This window comes from Planotetraspora thailandica (genome assembly GCF_016863335.1).
Taxonomy (GTDB): domain Bacteria; phylum Actinomycetota; class Actinomycetes; order Streptosporangiales; family Streptosporangiaceae; genus Planotetraspora; species Planotetraspora thailandica.
In genome coordinates, this window is the sequence record NZ_BOOR01000017.1 from 1 (window position 1) to 18,669 (window position 18,669).

Below are 18,669 nucleotides of genomic sequence, written 5' to 3' on the forward strand. Positions count from 1 at the left end.
TCCGGCATCGTGCTGCCGGAGCCACGCCTCGGCTGGAAACCCCGTGAACCGGCGTCAGCGGTGCGGAGTCATGACGCGAAGGTCGGCTTCGATACGCGCCGCGGTCGCGAGCAGTGGCGGCACGAGGTCGCGCCGCATCGATTCGACCGTGTAGCGGGCCGCATGCACGGGGATGTTGATGGCCGCGATGACGGAGCCGGTGCGGGCACGGATGGGCGTGGCCACCGAACGCAGCCCCTCCTCGAGCTCCTGGTCGACGATCGCATACCCCTGGGCCCGGACGCGCTGCAATTCCGTACGCAGAGCCTGATCGGAGGTGATGGTCCGGGACGTGTGCGACTCGAACGTGATGCCCTTGAGGCGCCGGTCCACCTCCTCGTCGGAGAGGTCGGCGAGGAGCACCCGGCCCATGGACGTGACATAAGCGGGGAAACGTGTGCCCACCATGATGGACACGCTCATGATGCGGCTGGTCGGCACCCGGGTCACATAGACGATGTCGTCCCCGTCGAGAACCGACATGGACGCCGACTCTTTCACCTCGGCGACCAGCCGTTCCAGATGCGGTTCCGCGATGTCGGGAAAAGACAGGCTGGACAGGTACGAATATCCCAGCTCGAGAACGCGCGGGCTGAGTCTGAACAGCCGGCCGTCTGAATTCATGTAGCCGAGATCGACCATGGTGAGCAGAAACCGGCGGGCGGCGGCCCTGGTCAGATCGGTCCGAGCGGCCACTTCGCTGAGCGTGAGTTCGGGGTTGTCGGCGTCGAACGCTCGAATCACCGCGAGTCCGCGTTCCAGGGACTGGACGAAGTAGGTGCCGCGCGCCCGGTCGGTCATCGGGCTCCTCCACAGTTCCCCGGCGGGCTGCCAGCCTACTGGAGGGCGGTTGCGCAACGGAATTCGCACCCGGCAGCCGAGGGTTCGCTCTGGGCGTCAGGTCGCCGTCTGCCGCAGATGAGTTCACTACAGCCACGTTCGTGCGATCACGGCGCGTGTGTTGAGCAGGGGCGCCTTTCCTACCATAAATGGGAGCTCATCGCCCTCTGTACCCACTTCGGCATCAGCATTGACCCGAGGATCGCCAGACAATAGGTTCCGATGAGGCTCGTTCGCTAAGAGAACCATTGTTCGCATGCCGAACATAGAAGGATGAGGTGACATGGGCTCGGCTTTCGTCTACGCCGCGGCACGCACACCGTTCGGGCGGTTCAACGGGGCGCTTTCGGGTGTCCGCCCGGACGACCTGGCCGTCACCGCGTTACGCGGCGTCCTCGCCAAGGTTCCGGATCTGGACCCGGCGGAGATCGGCGACGTGGTGTGGGGCAACGCCAACGGCGCGGGTGAGGACAACCGCAACGTCGGCCGCATGGCCGTACTGCTGGCGGGGCTGCCGGTGAGCGTGCCGGCCACCACCGTCAACCGGTTGTGCGGGTCGAGCCTCGACGCCGCCATGATCGGCTCGCGGACCGTCGAGAGCGGCGACGCCGACATCGTCGTGATCGGCGGTGTGGAATCGATGACGCGGGCCCCGTGGGTGTTGCCCAAACCCTCGCGGGCCTTCCCCGCGGGCGACACGACCGCCGTCTCCACCACCCTCGGCTGGCGCCTGGTCAATCCGCGGATGCCCGAGGAGTGGACGGTCTCCCTCGGCGAGGCCAACGAGCAGCTGGCCGACAGGTTCTCCATCTCGCGGGAGCGGCAGGACGCCTTCGCCACACGGTCGCACACGCTGGCCGACGCGGCATGGAACGCCGGGTTCTACGACGACCTGGTCGTCCCCGTCGACGGTGCCGACCTCGCCCGTGATGAGGGGATCCGGCCTGGTACGACGCCTGAGGTGCTCGCGGGCCTGAAGCCGGCCTTCCGCCCCGACGGCACCATCACGGCCGGCAACGCCTCCCCGCTGAACGACGGTGCCTCCGCGGTCGTGCTCGGCGCGGAGGCCGCCTCGGGCCGCCTCGGCGCCGACCCCATCGCACGCGTCGCAGGGCGAGCGGCCTCGGCGCTCGAGCCCCAGATGTTCGGCTACGCACCGGTCGAGGCCGCGAACCAGGCGTTGCGCCGGGCGGGCATCGGCTGGGACGACGTCGGCGCCGTGGAACTCAACGAGGCGTTCGCCGTCCAGTCCCTGGTGTGCCTGGACGCGTGGAAGGTCGACCCCGAGATCGTCAACACCAGGGGCGGCGCCATCGCCATCGGCCACCCGCTGGGGGCCTCCGGCGGGCGCGTCCTCGGCACGCTCGCCCACGTGCTGCGCGAACGGCGCGAACGATGGGGAGTCGCCGCCATCTGCATCGGTGTCGGCCAGGGCCTGGCCGTCGTCCTCGAGAACGTGAGCGCACGATGACCGGCATCTTCGCCGACCCCGACGACGCCGTCGCGGGAATCTCCGACGGTTCCACCGTCCTGATCGGCGGATTCGGGATGGCCGGCATGCCCGTCCAGCTCGTCGACGCGCTGATCCGGCAGGGTGCCACAGACCTGACCGTGGTCTGCAACAACGCCGGCAACGGCGACACCGGTCTGGCGGCGCTCCTCGCCGCCGGGCGGGTACGCAAGATGATCTGCTCGTTTCCGCGCCAGAGCGACTCGTGGGTGTTCGACGGCCTCTACCGCGCGGGGAAGATCGAGCTGGAGGTCGTCCCTCAGGGCACCCTCGCTGAGCGCATGCGTGCGGCCGGCGCCGGCATCGGCGCCTTCTACTGCCCCACCGGGGTCGGCACCCCGCTGGCCGACGGCAAGGAGACGCGCACGATCGACGGCCGCGACTACGTGCTCGAATACCCCATCAAGGGTGACGTCGCCCTCGTCGGTGCCCACGTCGGCGACCGGGCGGGCAACCTCGTCTACCGCAAGACCGCCCGCAACTTCGGGCCCGTCATGGCGACTGCCGCGACGTTGACGATCGCGCAGGTCAACCGGGTCGTCGAGGCCGGTGAGCTGGACCCCGAGACCGTGGTCACCCCTTCGATCTACGTCGACCGGATCCTGGACCTGGGCACAGCGGAGGCCGCCTCATGACCGTCGTCCCCCTCCCCACCACCGTGGAACACCTCGGCCGCGGGCCGCTCGGCCGGGACGAACTCGCCGCCGTCGTCGCCCGGGACATTCCGCGCGGCTCCTTCGTGAACCTCGGCATCGGCCAGCCGACGACGGTCGCCGACCACCTCCCGGCGGACTCGGGGGTCGTCCTGCACACCGAGAACGGCATGCTCGGCATGGGGCCCGCCGCCCACGGCGACGAGATCGACCCCGACCTCGTCAACGCCGGCAAGATCCCGGTGACCGAACTGCCGGGCGCGTCGTACTTCCACCAGGCCGACTCCTTCGCGATGATGCGCGGCGGCCACATCGACGTGTGCGTCCTCGGCGCCTTCCAGGTGTCCGAACGCGGCGATCTGGCCAACTGGCACACCGGCGCCTCCGACGCGATTCCCGCCGTCGGCGGGGCCATGGATCTGGCCACCGGCGCCAAGAACGTGTTCGTCATGATGACGCTGTTCACCAAGGAGGGCACGCCCAAGCTCGTCCCCCGATGCACGTATCCGCTCACCGGGCTGGCCTGCGTGAGCCGCCTCTACACCGATCAGGCGGTCTTCCGCATCACCCCTGACGGTGTCACGGTGGTCGAGACGTACGGCACGACCGTGCAGGAGCTCGCCGCGAGGCTGGACGTCGGCCTGCGCACCCTGGACGACCGCTAGACCGCTGGGTCCGTACGGCCGGCCCCTGTGAGCCGGCCGTACGGACCCGCTGGTCAGACGATGGGCGGCCCGACGTAGTTTTCGGCGAGTTCCGCCGCCGCGGCGGTGGACGTCGTGATGCGGTCCAGCTGGGAGATCTGCAGCCGGGTGTCGAACGGCGACTGCCGGGGGTCGGTGTGCAGGGTCGTGGTCATGAAGTAGGAGAAGTGCTCCGCCCGCCACACGCGCCGCAGGCACGTGGCGGAGAACGCGTCGAGGAGTTCGGCGGAGCCGGTCGTCCGCAGATGGGCGAAGGCATTGGCCAGCACCACCACGTCGCTCACGGCGAGGTTGAGCCCCTTCGCCCCGGTGGGCGGCACGATGTGCGCCGCGTCCCCGGCGAGGAACAGCCGGCCGTACCGCATCGGCTCGGCGACGAAGCTCCGCATGGGCAGCACGGCCTTCGCGGTGATGGGGCCGCGTTCGAGTTTCCAGCTGGAATCGACGGCGAAGCGCGCGTCGAGCTCGTCCCACACGTGCTCGTCGGCCCAGTCGGCAGGATCGGTGCCGTTCGGCACCTGCAGATACAGGCGGCTGACCGTCGGTGAGCGCATGCTGTGCAGAGCGAAGCCGCGGCTGGAATGCGCGTAGACGAGCTCGTCGCAGGACGGCGGGACGTCGGCCAGGATGCCGAGCCAGGAGTAGGGATAGGTCCGCTCGTAGGTGGTGAGCACGCCGCCTGGGACCGCGGAGCGGGCGACCCCGTGGAAGCCGTCGCAGCCGACCACGTAGTCGCAGGTGAGCGTCTGATCGCGGCCCTCGTGGGTGAAATGGATCATCGGCTGGCCGGTGTCCACGCCCGTCACCGCCTCGGCCTTGGCCTCGAACAGGAGCGGACCGCCGTTGTCCAGTTGCGCGGCGATCAGGTCCTTGACCACCTCGGTCTGCGCGTAGACCATGACCCGCCGCCCGGAGGTCAGCGAGGGGAAGTCGATGCGGTGCGACCGCCGGTCGAACCGCAGCTCGATGCCGTCGTGAACCAGTCCTTCCCGGTCCATCCTGGCCCCGGCACCGCATTCCCTGAGCACGTCCACCGTGCCCTGTTCGAGGATGCCCGCACGCTGGCGGCCCTCGACGTACGCGCGGTCACGGCTTTCCAGGAGCACGCAGTCGATTCCGGCGTTGTGCAGCAGCCTGGCCAGCAGTAGCCCCGCCGGCCCGCCGCCGATGACGCCGACGGTCGTGTGCATCAGGCTTGCCCGCTTCCCGTGTCGTGCCCGTCGGCCGGGTCGTATGCGGCGCCTTGTTCCTCGATGACCTGGTTCGCGATCGCGAATGCCGAGTTGGCGGCCGGAACCCCGCAGTAGACGGCGGCCTGCAGCAGCACTTCCTCGATCTCCTCGCGGGTCAGGCCGTTTCTCAGCGCCGCCCGCACATGCATGGCCAGCTCCTCGTGGTGTCCGCGGGCGACCAGCGCGGTGAGCGTGATGCAGCTGCGGGTCTTCCGGCTCAGCCCGGGGCGGGTCCAGATCTCGCCCCACGCGTAGCGGGTGATGAAGTCCTGGAACGTGGCCGTGAAGGGGGTCGTCCGGGCCACCGCCCGGTCGACGTGCGCGTCGCCGAGGACGGCACGGCGCACCGCCATGCCGGCCGCGTGCCGGGACGCGTCGCCTTCCGGCACGGGCTGCGCCGGTGTGCCGGTCGTGCGGAGCTCCGACAGGTGCCCGAGCAGGGCCGCCAGCACCGGGCCCGGCCTCTCGACGACGGCGAGGTGGGCGGCGTGCGCCACCTCGGTGAGGGCCGCGCCCGGGATGCCGTCCGCGAGCTGCCGCGCGTGGGCGGGCGGGGTGGCCTGATCCTCGCGCCCGGCGATCACCGCCGTCGGCGCGGTGATCCGGGGCAGGTCGGCCCGCAGATCGTAGGAGGCGAGCGCGTCGCAACAGGCGGCGTAGCCGTACGGATCGACCGTCCGCAGGCTCGCCACCGTCGCGTCGGCGGCGGGTGTCCCGGTGAAGCCGGGGGTGAACCAGCGGGCGGCGGCGGTGTCCGCGACGGGTCCGATGCCCTCTGCCCTTACCAGAGCCGCGCGTTCGTGCCAGGCCTGCGGCTCACCGAAACGGGCCGACGAGCACACCGGCGCCAGCGAGGCGATCCTGCCGGGATGGTGGACGGCGAGCCATGCGCCGACCGCCCCGCCGAGGGAGACGCCCGCGTAGGAGAACCGCTCGATCTCGAGCGCGTCGGCCAGGTCGAGCACCAGCCGCCCCAGCTCGGCGATGGTGGTCGCGCCCTCCTTGGTGCTCGCGAGCAGCCCCGAGGGCGACCCGCCGTGTCCGGGTAGGTCCCACCGGATCACCCGGTGGTCACGGGCGAGGGCCGCGGTCAGCGGTTCCCAGACGTCCACGGTCGTGCCGAGGGACGGGCCCAAGATGAGCGGCGAAGCCGTGCCTGCCCCGTCGATCCGGTGGTGCAGCAGGCCACGCCCGGTGGTCGTCGTCACGCTTCCTCCGCAAGCTCACGATCCACCAACTGCCCGGCGGATCCCAGATGACCGGCAGGATCGCTCAGCTCACGCAGCGTCTCCTCCGGCAGCGGCACGGCGGGGTCCTCGGCCAGCGTCCGCGCCAGATCCCGCCCGGCCGCGGGTACGGCGCGGGCCGCCCGGGCCAGCGCCTTGGTGGCCTCGTCCCTGCCGATCAGGTCGGACAGGGCCACGGTCAGCCGCTCGGTCGCGATCAGGCCGCCGGTCATGGCGAGGTTGTCCCGCATCCGTTCCGTGTCGATCCGCAGGCCGCCCGCCATCGCGGCGGCGGCTTCCGCGGCGCCGCCGGCCAGGCGCAACGCCTCACGCAGCGGCTGCCACTCGGCGTGCCAGGCCCCCGCGGGACGTTCGTCCTCGGCGGCGAGCGACTGGTACAGCATCGCGGCCAGCGCGGGTGCCTGCCGGGCCGCGGTGGCGACGAGCAGGGCGCGCACCGGGTTGGACTTGTGCGCCATGGCCGACGACCCGCCGCCTTCGCCTTCGGCGACCTCCCCGACCTCGGTGCGGGACAGCACCAGCACGTCGGCGGCGAGTTTGCCGAGCGCACCGGTGGTGAACGCGAGCGCCCCGGCGAGGTCGGCCACGGGCGCGCGCAGCGTGTGCCACGGCAGCGCCGGCTCGGCGAGCCCGGTCTCGGCGGCATAGGCGGCGATCAGCCGTACGCCTATTTCGGGGTCGCCGGAACGGTCGAACGCGTGGAAGGCGGCCAGCGTGCCGGCCGCGCCTCCGAGCTGGACCGGAAGGGACGAGCGGACCGAGGCGAGTCTCCTCCGCGCGCCGATCAGGAGGCTCCGCCAGCCGGCGACCTTGAGCCCGAACGTGATCGGCACGGCGTGCTGGGTGAGCGTGCGCCCGGCCATGGGCGTGTCACGATGCTCGGCGGCGAGGGCCGCCAGGGTGCCGATCGTGCGGTCCAGGGCGGAGATCGCCGGCTCCAGCGCCCGGCTCGCCGTCAGCATCACCGCGGTGTCCCAGATGTCCTGGCTGGTCGCGCCCCGGTGCACGTACGGCGCGGCCGCGGGATCACGCTCGGCCACGGCGGCGGTCAGGTCGGCCACCAGCGGGATGACCGGGTTTCCGCCTCTGCGTGCGCGCAGGGCCAGATCGCGGACGTCGTACCGGGCACGGTCGGCCGCCGCCGCGGTGACGGCCTGCGCGGCGGAGGCGGGGGCGAGCCCCACCACGGCCTGGGCTCGCGTCAGCGCGGCCTCGGCGTCGAGCATGTGCCGGGCGATCGCCGCGTCCCCGGTCGCCGCCTCGGCCGCCGAGCCCGCCCACACCGGGTTCAGCAGACCGGCGTCCCACACCTCGGCCGTGCCGTACGGGTCGTCCGGCTCATTCGAAGGCAAGGAAGACCGTCTCCTCGTGCACTCCGTCGTCCTGCAGGCGGACGTCGAAGCGGTGGACCCCTTCACGCTCGCGGACCGCGAGCAGCGTGGCCCTGCGGTGCTCCGGCAGCGAGCGGAGCAGCGGCTCGGTCGCCGGGTCGGTCAGGTGGGGCAGGTAGGCGCGCGTGAACAGATGGTGCAGCAGCCCCCTGGCGAAGACGCACACCGAGATGTACGGCACGCCGCCCGGCGGCAGGGTCCGCAGCACGTAACGGCCGTCGGCGTCGGTCGCGACGCGGCCGAACCCGGTGAACTCCACCCCGGTGCGCCCGACGACCGCGCCGGTCACCGCGTCGCGGCGAAGCGACCCCGGGGCACCCGTCCGCGATCCGTCCGGTGCGGGCTGCCAGAACTCCAGCAGCGCGTCAGGCACGGGCGCGCCGGCGCCGTCGAAGACCTGCCCGTGGACGGTGATCGTGCCGGGTTCTCCGGCGGGGGCGATGTTGCCGCCGCCGGTGAAGGGAAGGGCGTACCCGTAGAACGGGCCGACCGTCTGCGAGGGCGTGGGCAGGAAGGTCATCGGCCCTCCTCGATCCAGGTGGCGGCCGGGCCGTCGAGGACGATGTCCCACCGGTAGCCGAGCGCCCATTCGGGTGACGACAGGCTGTGGTCGTAGGTGGCGACGAGCCGCGAGCGGGCCGCCTCGTCGGTGACGGACTGCAGGATCGGGTCGTACTCGAACAACGGATCCCCGGGAAAGTACATCTGGGTGACCAACCGCTGCGTGAAGGCCGTCCCGAAGAGCGAGAAGTGGATGTGCGCGGGCCGCCAGGCGTTGAGGTGGTTGCGCCACGGGTAGGGCCCCGGCTTGATCGTGGTGAACGTGTACCGGCCCTGGTCGTCGGTCAGGCAACGGCCGACGCCGGTGAAGTGGGGATCGAGCGGAGCCGGGTGCTGGTCCCTCTGGTGGGCGTACCGGCCGGCGGAGTTGGCCTGCCAGATCTCGACCAGCTGACCGCGCACCGGCCGCCCGTCGCGGTCGGCCACGCGCCCGGTCACCTGCATCCGCTCGCCGAGGGGCTCCCCCAGATGTTGCCGGGTGAGATCGGAGTCGAGATCGGTGATGTCGGTGACGCCGAACACCGGGCCGCTCAGCTCGACCGCGTCGGGGTCGCCCACGACGACGAGCGGCTGCCTGGGGTGGCGGGCGACACTGCTCCGGTAGGGCCGGTAGCCCCGTGCGGGGTGGGGGCGCGGCTCCGCCCCCTCCTTGAGCTCCTCGGCGTAGGCGCGGCGCGCCTGGTCGATCTCGGCACTGATCACGTCCTGCGTGAGGACGAGAGGGTTTGCCGTCATGTGTCCGTCACCTTCCCACGACCAGGGCTCCGCACCTGGGTGTTGACGACGCAATCTGTTCGCCTGGTGAACTTTTGTTCATAATTGCGACCAGCAGTTTGTGCCCTTCGCGGGAGGATGTCAATGCCCGGAGCGGTACGTTTCGAACGACGACGACGTGTTGTGGAGATCGCATGACGGATCACCTGACTGATCACATGACGGTGCCGACGACCTCCCTGGCACCACCCGACGAGGCGGTCGGCCCACTGATCCGCGGCCTGAGCGTGCTCCGTCACCTCGCCGCCGCAGGCGGGCGCCGGAGCGTGAGCGATCTCGTGCGCGACGTGGGACTGGCCCGTTCGACGGTCGACCGGGTGCTGTCCACCCTCGCCGCGCTCGGCTACGCCCGGCTCGACGGCCAGGAGGCGGTGCTCACCCCGAGGGTGATGGAACTCGGCAACGCCTATCTGGCCGCGTCCCGGCTGCCCGACGTTCTGGGGCCGCCGGCGGACCGGCTCGCCGACGAACTGGACGAGTCGGTCTCGCTCGCGGTTCCCGACCACGACGGCGTCCGGTTCGTCCACCAGGCCCCACGGCGACGCACGATGTCGGTCACCTTCCGGGCCGGTGATCTGATCCCCGCCGAACGTGCCGCACCGGGCGCCCTCTTCGCGGCCGACTGGTCACACGACGACTGGCTCCGCTGGCGGGACCGGCGCGCGTCCGACCCCGGCGGCCCGTCCTTTCCCATTCCACTGCCCCGCAACGACAAGGCCGTCGCGTCGTTCGAGGAACGGGCGGCCGAGGCTCGGCGGGACGGCTGGGCACTGGACGACCAGATGATCGAGCCGGGGCTGGTCGCGGTCGCGATGCCCGTCCACGACGGCGCGAGACGGCCGGCGTGCGCCGTGAGCGTGGTCAGCCACACGACCAGGCACAGCGCGCGTTCCTTGCGCGAATCCGTCGTCGCGAGGCTGCGCTCCGCGGTCGCGGACATGGAGCGCACCCTGGCCTCCGCGGAACCCGCCCACCGGCGCCCGGCCGCCGAGGCGGTCCGCATGCGCGCGTTGAAACACGAACTCGGCCCGGACTTCGTCGAGTCGCTCGCACGCGGCCTGCACGTCCTGACGGCGTTCGGCCCGGCCGGCGGGGGCAGCGCGGGGGGCAGCGCGCTCACCGCGCTGGCGCAGGCGTCGGGCCTGGCCAGGGCCACCGTACGACGTTCCCTCATCACCCTCGAACACCTGGGATACGTCGAGGCGCTGGAGGGGAGGCTGTTCCGGCTCACGCCGCGCGTGCTCGATTTCGGCTTCGCCGCCTTGTCGCGGCTGACGCTGCCGCAGATCGCCCGGCGGCACCTGGTCTGGCTGACCACGCAGGTGCACGACTCGGCGTCGATGGCCGTCCTCGCCGGCGACGACATCCAGTACGTCGCCCGGGTGGCCGCGTCACGGATCATGAGCATGGACATCACGGTCGGAACCAGGTTCCCCGCCTATGCGACCTCGATGGGCCGTGTGCTGCTGTCCGGCCTCCCGCCGGCCGGCCGCGCCGCCGTCGTGCGGCGCTCCCGCCTCAGCCCGCTGACGTCCCGGACGGTCACCTCCCCCGAACGGCTGGCCGCCCTGCTGGATCAGGCCGCCCAGGACGGCCATGTCCTGGTGGACCAGGAGCTGGAAGACGGTCTGCGTGCGATCGCCGTCCCCGTACGGGACCTCGCGGGAAACGTGGTCGCCGCGATCAACGTGTCGATGCACGCCGACCGGCGAACCGAGGAGGAGGCGCGGGCACAGGTGCTGCCGCCGCTCCGTACGGCCGCCGCCCGTATCGAGGCGGATCTGCACGTCGCCGGGCGTTACCTCCCGATCTCTGCGGGCTGACTCCTGCGTCAGCCGGCGAGGATCGCGGCGACCTCGGCGGGATGGGTCAGGTGCGGAAAATGACCGCTGCCGGGCAGGACGGTGACGGCCACCTCGGGAAGCACCGACTCCAGCCAGCTGCGGTACGCCGGGGCGAGTTCGTTTCCGCTGATGTGGTGGTAGGTGGCGCCCTTTGCGCGGATGGCCCCCATGTCACGCGTGCGCAGCCCGGCCAGCTCCTCCGCGGGCGTGGCGAGGAGATCGCCCCAGTAGCCGAGGAGAAGGTCCTGGCGCGGGGTCGTGGCCGTCCGCACGAGTTCCTGCACGTCGGCAGGCAGCAGCTCGATCTGCATCCCGGCCAGCATGGAGTTCCATACCTGCCGCCATTCGGGTCCGCGCAGCACCGGTTCGGCCCGGAGCAGCACGTCGCGAAAACCCCCGACCAGCACCGGCTGATCCACGTTGACCACGCCCCGGGCCGGATGGTTCGCCGCATAGATCGTCGCCAGCGCTCCGCCGAGCGAATGACCCACGATGATCGGCCTGTCGAGCCCGGCGGCGGTCACCGCCTCGTGCACGACGCCGACGACGTCGGCGGACCGGTAGGAGTCCCGTAGCGGCGAGTCCCCGTGTCCGGGCAGGTCGAACACGACCGCACGACGACCCGGATCGGCGACGGCCAGCTCGTGCAGGACCCGCCCCCACTGGCGCCGGTCGTAGGTGAGGCCGTGCAGGAAGACCAGTGGCGGACGGTCATCGGCTGTGCCGTGACTGTCGGCCGCGAGGTCCCCGAAGAATTCGGTCATGTCCGTCTCCCGTTCCTGAAACTTCATCAGGGAGGCGTAACTCCGATGTGCACAAATCGTTCGTGACGTGGGTCACAGACTCCAGCGGTCAGGGCCCCCGGGAGCCGGCTGATACCGGAAGAACCTGCCGCTCCGCAGCGACGCCCGTAGGTGCGCTCCTGCCCCCGGCGCGGCCGACTCGACCCGTTCGACGATCGCCCACAGCGCTCGGGTCGCGTTGACCCGGGCGCGCTCGGCCTCGGCGTCCTGGGTACGCGGCCGGCCGCCCAGACCGGTGGCCCGGCGCAGCTCCGCCAGCAGAGCCGTTCTCTCCGCCTGAAGCGCGGCGGCGCGCCCGGCGTCCCCCGCACGGTCCGCGCCGTCGAGCTGCTCGTCGAGTTGCCGCAGCCGCCGGCGATAGGCCGCGCGGGCGGCGCCGTCCAGGACCGGCTCACCCTGGGACGCCACCAGCCCCGCGCCCCCGGCGACGAGGTCCAGCGCGGCGACCTCCTGCCCCGGTGCGGTCAGCAACGTCCGCAGATAGTGCACCCCGCGGCCGTCGCGGAGCCGTACGGTCTCCGGGCCGGCGTCGAGCCGCCAGCCGTCGCCGTCCCTGGTCAGCCGCCACTCGCCCGCGGGCGGGGTCAGCGACGACAGCAGTCTCGTCAGGCCGAGACGTTCGGCGATCGAACGGGCTCGGGCGAGATCGTCGTCGGCCTGCCGCCGGTCGCCGCCGGCCAGTGCCTCCGCCCGGGCGACGAGCGTGTGCGCGAGCCAGGGAAGGGCGCCGATCCGTTCCTCCAGCTCGACCGCATGGCCGAAATGGGCGACCGCTTCGGCGGTACGGCCCAGCCGGGCCGCCAGACGGCCGAGGTAGTCGTCGACCGGACCTGTGATCGTGTTGGCGCCGCCCCAAACAACTACGCGTCCCCGATAGGGAAGCAGCGCGCCGTACAGCGCCTCGGCCGCGGCCGGTTCCCCGACCCGGGACGCCACGATCGCGAGGTCGGCGACGACGCCGATCCATCGTGGCCCGGATCCGGCGAGCACGGCAGGCAGCAGCCGTTCCAGCTCCAGGCCCGCTTCGACGACCCGCCCGGACTCGGCCAGCGCCCGTGCCGCGGTCGCCTCGAAGAAGTGCCCGGGAAGCCGCCGCGCGACTCCCTGCCACCTCTCCGCGTAGGACGCGACGTCGCCCCGCAGCGCGTCGATCGAGCTCCGGAGCGTCCCGACGAGGCGGTCGGTGTCGGCGAGCCCTGCCTGCCGTCCGCGCACGGAGACCTCCGCGGCGAGCTCCGCGGCCGTGTCGAACCGGCCGCGAACGGTCGCGAGCATCGACTGCCTCGCGAGCACGACCACCGCCGCTTCGGCGTCGCCCGTCAGCTCGCCTGTCCTGGCGTAGGCGGTGAGCGCGGCCTCGGCTCCTTCCAGGTCGCCGAGCTCCGCCAGAGCGATGAAACGCCAGAAGAGTCCACGCCGTTCGGCGTCGGCGTCCCCGGCAAGCCGCGCCTGCTCCACGATTTGCGACGCCGTGGTCAGGCGCTCGTGGGCGGCGGACGGATCCCACAGCGCGTGCAACCGGGAGTCGAGCACTTCGGCGATCGTCCCAGGGCTTCCGGACGCCTGGGCCGAGGCCACCGCCTCGCCGATCAGCTCCCGGCGGCGGCCCGCCGCCGACGGGTCGCCCAGGAGCTCACGGGCGAGCCGGGCCAGCACCCTGGCCCGGGTGGCGGGTGGCGACGGACGTTCGGCCGCGGTTTCGAGCAGGCGGATCAGTCCGACATCGAGGTCGAGGAATCCCGCCCGTGACGGCGCGGACAACGCGAGGCGGGTCACCGGATCCTCTGGGGAGCCCGCGTCTGCGGAGCCCGCGTCTGTGAAGGCCGCGTCTGTCTGGTCCGCGGCGCTCAGCTCGCCGGTCAGGGCGAGGGCGGACCCGGGGAGGCCGCCGGAGGCCAGCCACACCGCATGGACCGCATCGGGCGGCATGCCGGGCATCAGGCCGGCGAGCTCCGTCTCCGTGAGGCCGCGCAGGCGAAGGTCCGGCGTCATCCCGACGGAGTCGGAGCTGCTCGCGATCAGCACGGTCGGCCCTGGTCCGAGGCGGGACACGAGCATGGCGAGGAACTCCACTGCAGGTGGGCCGGCCCGGTCGACGTCGTCGATCAGGAGGAGGCGCGGGCCGCCACGAGCAATCGACCCGGCGAGCCTTTCGAGGTCCTGTTCCTCGTGCCCCTCGCGATCCGGGACCGCCTCGAGATCGCCGAGCATCCGGCTCCAGATCGGCTGTCCGGGATCCCCGTCCGTGGCGGCCGTACGGAGAACCGGGATCCCCCGAGCACGGGCCATCTCCCCCGCCACGTCGAGCAGAGCCGTCTTGCCGGACCCGGACGGCCCCGTGACGATGAGGTGACCGCCGGCCCCCGCGGCGACCCGGTCGAGCAACCGCCTCACCGCGGCGAGTTCCCTGCGACGTGCAATCAGGGTCACCAGCGCAGCGTATCCGCCGCCTCGGAAACCGCCCCGATCGGCTTCGGCACGCCCGTCCATCGAGGCGATCGGTCATCGCCCTCCCTTGTCCATTCATCCGATGTCGTCGCCTGTCAATACCCCCACCCATTGATTCATCCGATCTGTTACCCACACAGATCTATTACTTACCGAGCAGCGGGTGGCGATTTAAGCATAAATATGCAGGTAAGAGCCGTAGATCGACCAGCGCCGTCGTCACACCGGCCGCCGAAGACATCGGATCGATACCTTGTTGCGCCGGCGTTTCGGTGCTATCTCCTTTTCTTAAGATCACCTGTGAACACCATCAAGATCACCTGTGAACGGAGGAATCTGTGACTCAGCCCCCGTTGCGGCGTCTCTCGGCCGTCCTCGCGGCCGTCCTCGCGCTGGCCGTGGGTCTCGCCGTGCCCGTGCAGGCGCACGCGGAGCCTGATCCGGGCACCGGCACCCCCGACGACCTCACGCTCTGGTACGACCGGCCCGCCACTGACTGGGAGACCCAGGCGCTGCCCATCGGCAACGGCCCACTGGGTGCCAAGGTCTTCGGCGGCGTGGCCACCGAGCAGATCCAGTTCAACGAGAAGACCCTGTGGACCGGCGGCCCCGGCTCACCGAACTACGACTTCGGCAACTGGAGGACCCCGCGGCCCAACGCCATCGCCGAGGTCCAGGAGCAGATCGACCGCGACGGCAGGATGTCACCGGACGCGGTGGCTGCCAAGCTGGGCCAGCCCAAAACCGGGTTCGGCGCCTACCAGACCTTCGGCGACCTCTACCTCGACATCGCGGGCGCGCCGCAGAGCCCCACCGGCTACCGCCGTGAGCTCGGCCTGCGCGAGGCCGTGGCCCGGGTGAGTTACGCCGCCGACGGCGTCGCCTACTCCCGCGAGTACTTCGCCAGCCACCCCGGCAACGTCATCGTCGGCCGGCTCTCCGCCGACCAGGGCGGCAAGGTCTCCTTCACGCTGCGGCACACCTCGCCGCGGGGCGACAAGACCGTCACCGCCTCCGGCGGCCGGCTCACAATCCGCGGCGCTCTGTCCGACAACAAGATGAAGTTCGAGGCCCAGGTCCAGGTGATCACCCAGGGCGGCACACGCACCGACTCCGGGGACAGGATCACCGTCACCGGCGCGGACAGCGCGATGTTCGTCCTGTCGGCCGGCACCGACTACTCCGGCGCCTACCCCGCGTATCGCGGCGACGACCCGCACGCCAAGGTGACCGCCGCCGTGGACACCGCCGCAGGCCAGAGCTACGACCAGCTCAAGCAGGCGCACCTGGCGGACTACCGCAACCTGTTCGACCGGGTGAAGCTGGACATCGGCCAGGGCACCCCGTCGGTCCCGACCGACCGGCTGCGGCGCGCGTACACCGGCGGCGACTCGGCCGACGACCGCGCGCTGGAAGCGCTCATGTTCGCCTACGGCCGGTACCTGCTGATCTCCTCTTCCCGGGAGGACGAACTCCTGCCGGCCAACCTGCAGGGCGTCTGGAACAACTCGACGAACCCGCCCTGGTCGGCCGACTACCACGTCAACATCAACCTGCAGATGAATTACTGGCTGGCCGAACAGACCAACCTGGACGAGACCACCAGGCCGTACGACCGGTACATCTCCTCGATGGTCGCCCCCGGCACCGAGACCGCCCAGGAGATGTACGGAACCCGCGGCTGGGTGGTCAACAACGAGACCAACCCGTTCGGTTTCACCGGGCTCCACAACTGGGCCACCTCGTTCTGGTTCCCCGAGGCCGCCGCCTGGACCACCCAGCACATGTACGACAGGTACCGGTTCACCGGTGACGTGGGCTACCTGAGGGACACCGCCTACCCGGTGATCAAGGGCGCCGCCGAGTTCTGGCTGGACTTCCTGCACACCGACCCCCGCGACGGCACGCTGGTCGTGTCCCCGAGCTACTCCCCCGAGCACGGCGACTTCTCCGCAGGGGCCTCGATGTCCCAGCAGATCGTGCACGAGGTGCTCACCAACGCGCTGGCCTCCGCCGAGAAGCTCGGCGTGGACCGCGGCTTCCAGGACGAGGTCCGTACGGCTCTCGCCAAGCTCGACCCGGGCATCCGCGTCGGCTCGTGGGGCCAGCTGCAGGAGTGGAAGACCGACTGGGATTCCAGGACCGACGACCACCGGCACGTCTCCCACCTGTACGCGCTGCACCCCGGCAACCAGATCGTCGCCGGGACTCCCGAAGCCGAAGCCGCGAAGGTGTCGCTCACGGCGCGCGGCGACGGGGGCACCGGCTGGAGCAAGGCCTGGAAGATCAACTTCTGGGCGCGGCTGCTGGACGGCGATCACGCGCTGAAGATGCTCAGCGAGCAGATCAAGACCTCCACCCTGGACAACCTCTGGGACACCCATCCCCCGTTCCAGATCGACGGCAACTTCGGCGCCACCTCCGGCGTGGCGGAGATGCTCGTGCAGAGTCAGCACGACTACGTGCACGTGCTGCCTGCGCTCCCGTCGACATGGAAGGACGGCTCGTTCTCCGGCCTGCGCGCCCGCGGGGACGTGACCGTGGACGCCACCTGGAAGGGCGGCGCCGCCGACACGATCACCGTGCACCCGGGGAAGACCGGGCGCATCACGGTGAAGTCCGATTTCATCGCCGGGCGCTACCGGGTCTACGACGAGCAGGGCCACGAGGTCGGTCCGCACCGCGACGGCGACACCCTGACCTGGAACGCCACGGCCGGCAAGGCCTACACGATTCAGAACGAGGCCGTGGTCACCCTCACCGCGCCCGCCGCGGCCGGGCAGAACGCGTCCTTCCCCGTCGAGGTCTCCGTGACCGCCGCCCGCAAGCGGGCCGTACCCGCGTCCGACGTGACGCTGACCCTGCCCAAGGGCTGGACCGCCACCCCGGCCACGGTCCACCTGCCGGCGTCGGCTCCGGGCAGCACACGGACCGCCACGTTCACGGTCACCAGCGGTTCCTCGGACGGCACACGCAGCGCCCGGATCACCGCGACTGCCACCGGGGACAACTGGAGGGGTACGACCTCGGCCACCTTGGCCCTGAACCCCTGCGCGACTCCCTCGGCCGACCGGCCGCTCGTCGCCTGGGACCCGTCCGCGGGAAACACCGTGGCCGACACCTCGGGCAACGGCCGGGACGCGACGATCGTGGGCGGCGCGGCCTATGACGCCACCGCGCCGAGCGGCAGCGGACTCGTCCTGTCCGGCCCGACCTATCTGACCACCGGCGCCACCACCCTCGGCTACCTGCCCGAGGCCACCTTCGCCGCCGAGGTCAAGGTGGCGGGCAGCGGCTACCGGCGGCTGTTCGACTCCCAGCCCTCCGGCAACCCCGGAACCGACGGCATCATCATCGACCTGACGCCGTCGAACACGCTGCGGTTCATCGGCGCCGGTCTGAACGTGGGGATCAACACGACGATCCCCACCGGCCGCTGGATCGACCTCGTCGTCACGCTGCAGAAGGGCGGGGCCATCGACGTCTACGTCGACGGCGTCAGGGTGGCGGGCGGACAGGCGACCGGTGACGGCATCACCGGCTGCACCTCCCGGCCGTTGCGCTTCGCTGCCGACCAGGGAGGCGGCCAGCGACTGTCCGGCGCCGTCGACCGGATGGCGATCTTCGCCAGAAGGCTGTCTTCCGACCAGGTGAAGACCTGGCGCGACCTGGCCTTCTGACACCGCTCCGCCTGGGGACTCACGGGTTCCGGGGCCGCCACGCCCCGGAGCCCACCCGCCGTCACGCCCTGCACAGAGCGCGCCGCCCTCCAGCCATGGGGCACCGGCTACGAGCCGGCGGCTTTCGGGCGGAATCGGGCCGGAGTGGTGGCCGTGGCCGGGCGGAACACTCGGCCGAAGGCCGATTCCGACCGGTAGCCGACCTCGGCGGCTATCACGCTGACCGGCCGGTCGGTGCCGGTGAGCAGATCGGCCGCGGTCATCATCCGGGCGCGGGTGAGGAAGTCTCCGACGGTCATGCCGGTGCCGCGGGTGAAGCGACGGATGTCAGCGCGCTCAGCATCCGCACGGGTTCGCTCGATTCGGCGCCGAGGGACACGTGGAGGGGGTCGGGCAGGCTGTCGAAGATCAGTTTCCCGGCGCCCTGCCCGAACGAGCACCTGCGCACCAGTAAGCCGCACATCTTCGCCGTCGGCGACGTGAACGGCGGACCCCAGTTCACCTACATCTCCCTGGACGACGGCCGCATCGTGACCGACCAGCTGATCGGCACAGGCGCCCGGTCCACGGCGGACCGCCGAGCGGTCCCCCACACGCTGTTCATGACGCCGCCACTGTCCGGGGTCGGGCTCACGGAACGAGAGGCATGTGAACAGGGGCACTCGGTGAAGATCGCCGCCAAGCCGATCGCCCAGATCGCCGCGATGCCCCGCGCCCGGATCGTGGAGGAGACCCGGGGACTGATGAAGTTCGTCATCGACGCCGGCACCGACCAGATCCTGGGGGCCGCCCTGCTCAGCGTCGACTCGCAGGAGCTCATCAACACGGTCGCCCTCGCCATGCGTCACGGGGTGACGGCGAGCGAGCTGCGCGACACCATTTACACCCACCCCAGTTCGACCGAGGGATTCAACGAAGTCCTCGCAGCGGGATAGTTCGCTTC

The 18,669-nt window shown here is 71.2% G+C and carries 15 protein-coding genes; 6 read left to right on the forward strand and 9 right to left on the reverse strand.

What is annotated here, in order from left to right; translation table 11 throughout:
• Positions 1–54: 54 nt before the first annotated feature.
• Positions 55–840, reverse strand: a complete 786-nt coding sequence (locus Pth03_RS13195) for an IclR family transcriptional regulator domain-containing protein (RefSeq protein ID WP_203944519.1) — start codon at positions 838–840, stop codon at positions 55–57.
• Positions 841–1,162: 322 nt separating this feature from the next.
• On the opposite strand from Pth03_RS13195, the gene Pth03_RS13200 reads away from it, so the two are divergent.
• From Pth03_RS13200 to Pth03_RS13210, 3 genes are read left to right on the forward strand one after another with little or no spacing between them, the layout of a single operon-like run.
• A complete protein-coding gene (locus Pth03_RS13200) occupies positions 1,163–2,350 on the forward strand; it encodes a thiolase family protein (protein WP_203944520.1) in 1,188 nt (395 codons plus the stop codon).
• A complete protein-coding gene (locus Pth03_RS13205) occupies positions 2,347–3,024 on the forward strand; it encodes a 3-oxoacid CoA-transferase subunit A (protein ID WP_203944521.1) in 678 nt (225 codons plus the stop codon). The genes Pth03_RS13200 and Pth03_RS13205 overlap by 4 nt, the downstream gene beginning before the upstream one ends.
• Positions 3,021–3,707: a 3-oxoacid CoA-transferase subunit B gene (locus Pth03_RS13210; RefSeq protein ID WP_203944522.1), complete on the forward strand. Its 687-nt coding sequence runs from the start codon at positions 3,021–3,023 to the stop codon at positions 3,705–3,707. Before Pth03_RS13205 ends, Pth03_RS13210 begins: the two co-directional genes overlap by 4 nt.
• 53 nt (positions 3,708–3,760) lie before the next feature.
• On the opposite strand, the gene Pth03_RS13215 is transcribed toward Pth03_RS13210, so the two are convergent.
• The 5 genes from Pth03_RS13215 to pcaH are packed head-to-tail and all read right to left on the reverse strand — an operon-like array spanning position 3,761 to position 8,912.
• Positions 3,761–4,936, reverse strand: a complete 1,176-nt coding sequence (locus tag Pth03_RS13215) for a 4-hydroxybenzoate 3-monooxygenase (protein WP_203944523.1) — start codon at positions 4,934–4,936, stop codon at positions 3,761–3,763.
• On the reverse strand, positions 4,936–6,186 hold the full coding sequence (gene pcaDC, locus Pth03_RS13220) for a bifunctional 3-oxoadipate enol-lactonase/4-carboxymuconolactone decarboxylase PcaDC (RefSeq protein WP_203944524.1): 1,251 nt from the start codon (positions 6,184–6,186) through the stop codon (positions 4,936–4,938). The genes Pth03_RS13215 and pcaDC overlap by 1 nt, the downstream gene beginning before the upstream one ends.
• Entirely contained in the window at positions 6,183–7,577 is a 1,395-nt protein-coding gene (gene pcaB, locus Pth03_RS13225; protein WP_203944525.1) for a 3-carboxy-cis,cis-muconate cycloisomerase, read from the reverse strand. The genes pcaDC and pcaB overlap by 4 nt, the downstream gene beginning before the upstream one ends.
• A complete protein-coding gene (gene pcaG, locus Pth03_RS13230; RefSeq protein WP_203944526.1) occupies positions 7,564–8,136 on the reverse strand; it encodes a protocatechuate 3,4-dioxygenase subunit alpha in 573 nt (190 codons plus the stop codon). Before pcaG ends, pcaB begins: the two co-directional genes overlap by 14 nt.
• Complete coding sequence (gene pcaH / locus Pth03_RS13235; RefSeq protein ID WP_203944527.1) at positions 8,133–8,912, reverse strand: protocatechuate 3,4-dioxygenase subunit beta; 780 nt, start codon at positions 8,910–8,912, stop codon at positions 8,133–8,135. Before pcaH ends, pcaG begins: the two co-directional genes overlap by 4 nt.
• A gap of 173 nt (positions 8,913–9,085) precedes the next feature.
• On the opposite strand from pcaH, the gene Pth03_RS42360 reads away from it, so the two are divergent.
• Positions 9,086–10,774 (forward strand): IclR family transcriptional regulator domain-containing protein, encoded by a 1,689-nt coding sequence (locus Pth03_RS42360; protein ID WP_203944528.1) that lies wholly within the window; start codon positions 9,086–9,088, stop codon positions 10,772–10,774.
• Between the two features lie 8 nt (positions 10,775–10,782).
• On the opposite strand, the gene Pth03_RS13245 is transcribed toward Pth03_RS42360, so the two are convergent.
• Positions 10,783–11,559: an alpha/beta fold hydrolase gene (locus Pth03_RS13245; RefSeq protein ID WP_203944529.1), complete on the reverse strand. Its 777-nt coding sequence runs from the start codon at positions 11,557–11,559 to the stop codon at positions 10,783–10,785.
• 72 nt (positions 11,560–11,631) lie between these two features.
• Entirely contained in the window at positions 11,632–14,028 is a 2,397-nt protein-coding gene (locus tag Pth03_RS13250; protein WP_203944530.1) for an ATP-binding protein, read from the reverse strand.
• Positions 14,029–14,384: 356 nt separating this feature from the next.
• On the opposite strand from Pth03_RS13250, the gene Pth03_RS13255 reads away from it, so the two are divergent.
• Entirely contained in the window at positions 14,385–17,726 is a 3,342-nt protein-coding gene (locus tag Pth03_RS13255; RefSeq protein WP_239118999.1) for a glycosyl hydrolase family 95 catalytic domain-containing protein, read from the forward strand.
• A 107-nt stretch (positions 17,727–17,833) separates the two neighbouring features.
• Here Pth03_RS13255 and Pth03_RS42065 read toward each other — a convergent pair whose 3' ends face one another.
• The gene (locus Pth03_RS42065) at positions 17,834–18,319 is read right to left on the reverse strand and encodes a helix-turn-helix domain-containing protein (RefSeq protein WP_275413097.1); all 486 of its coding nucleotides are present in this window, start codon (positions 18,317–18,319) and stop codon (positions 17,834–17,836) included.
• On the opposite strand from Pth03_RS42065, the gene Pth03_RS13265 reads away from it, so the two are divergent.
• Positions 18,206–18,661: an oxidoreductase dimerization domain-containing protein gene (locus tag Pth03_RS13265; protein ID WP_239119000.1), complete on the forward strand. Its 456-nt coding sequence runs from the start codon at positions 18,206–18,208 to the stop codon at positions 18,659–18,661. The two genes, Pth03_RS42065 and Pth03_RS13265, sit on opposite strands and share 114 nt — an antisense overlap.
• Positions 18,662–18,669: the final 8 nt, after the last annotated feature.

Excerpts from the sequence above, each read along its gene's own strand:
- Pth03_RS13245 (WP_203944529.1), bottom strand. The coding sequence starts at position 11,559 with ATGACCGAATTCTTCGGGGACCTCGCGGCCGACAGTCACGGCACAGCC.
- Pth03_RS13215 (WP_203944523.1), bottom strand. The coding sequence starts at position 4,936 with ATGCACACGACCGTCGGCGTCATCGGCGGCGGGCCGGCGGGGCTACTG.
- Pth03_RS42360 (WP_203944528.1), top strand. The coding sequence starts at position 9,086 with ATGACGGATCACCTGACTGATCACATGACGGTGCCGACGACCTCCCTG.
- pcaG (WP_203944526.1), bottom strand. The coding sequence starts at position 8,136 with ATGACCTTCCTGCCCACGCCCTCGCAGACGGTCGGCCCGTTCTACGGG.
- Pth03_RS13200 (WP_203944520.1), top strand. The coding sequence starts at position 1,163 with ATGGGCTCGGCTTTCGTCTACGCCGCGGCACGCACACCGTTCGGGCGG.
- Pth03_RS13210 (WP_203944522.1), top strand. The coding sequence starts at position 3,021 with ATGACCGTCGTCCCCCTCCCCACCACCGTGGAACACCTCGGCCGCGGG.
- pcaH (WP_203944527.1), bottom strand. The coding sequence starts at position 8,912 with ATGACGGCAAACCCTCTCGTCCTCACGCAGGACGTGATCAGTGCCGAG.
- Pth03_RS13205 (WP_203944521.1), top strand. The coding sequence starts at position 2,347 with ATGACCGGCATCTTCGCCGACCCCGACGACGCCGTCGCGGGAATCTCC.
- Pth03_RS13195 (WP_203944519.1), bottom strand. The coding sequence starts at position 840 with ATGACCGACCGGGCGCGCGGCACCTACTTCGTCCAGTCCCTGGAACGC.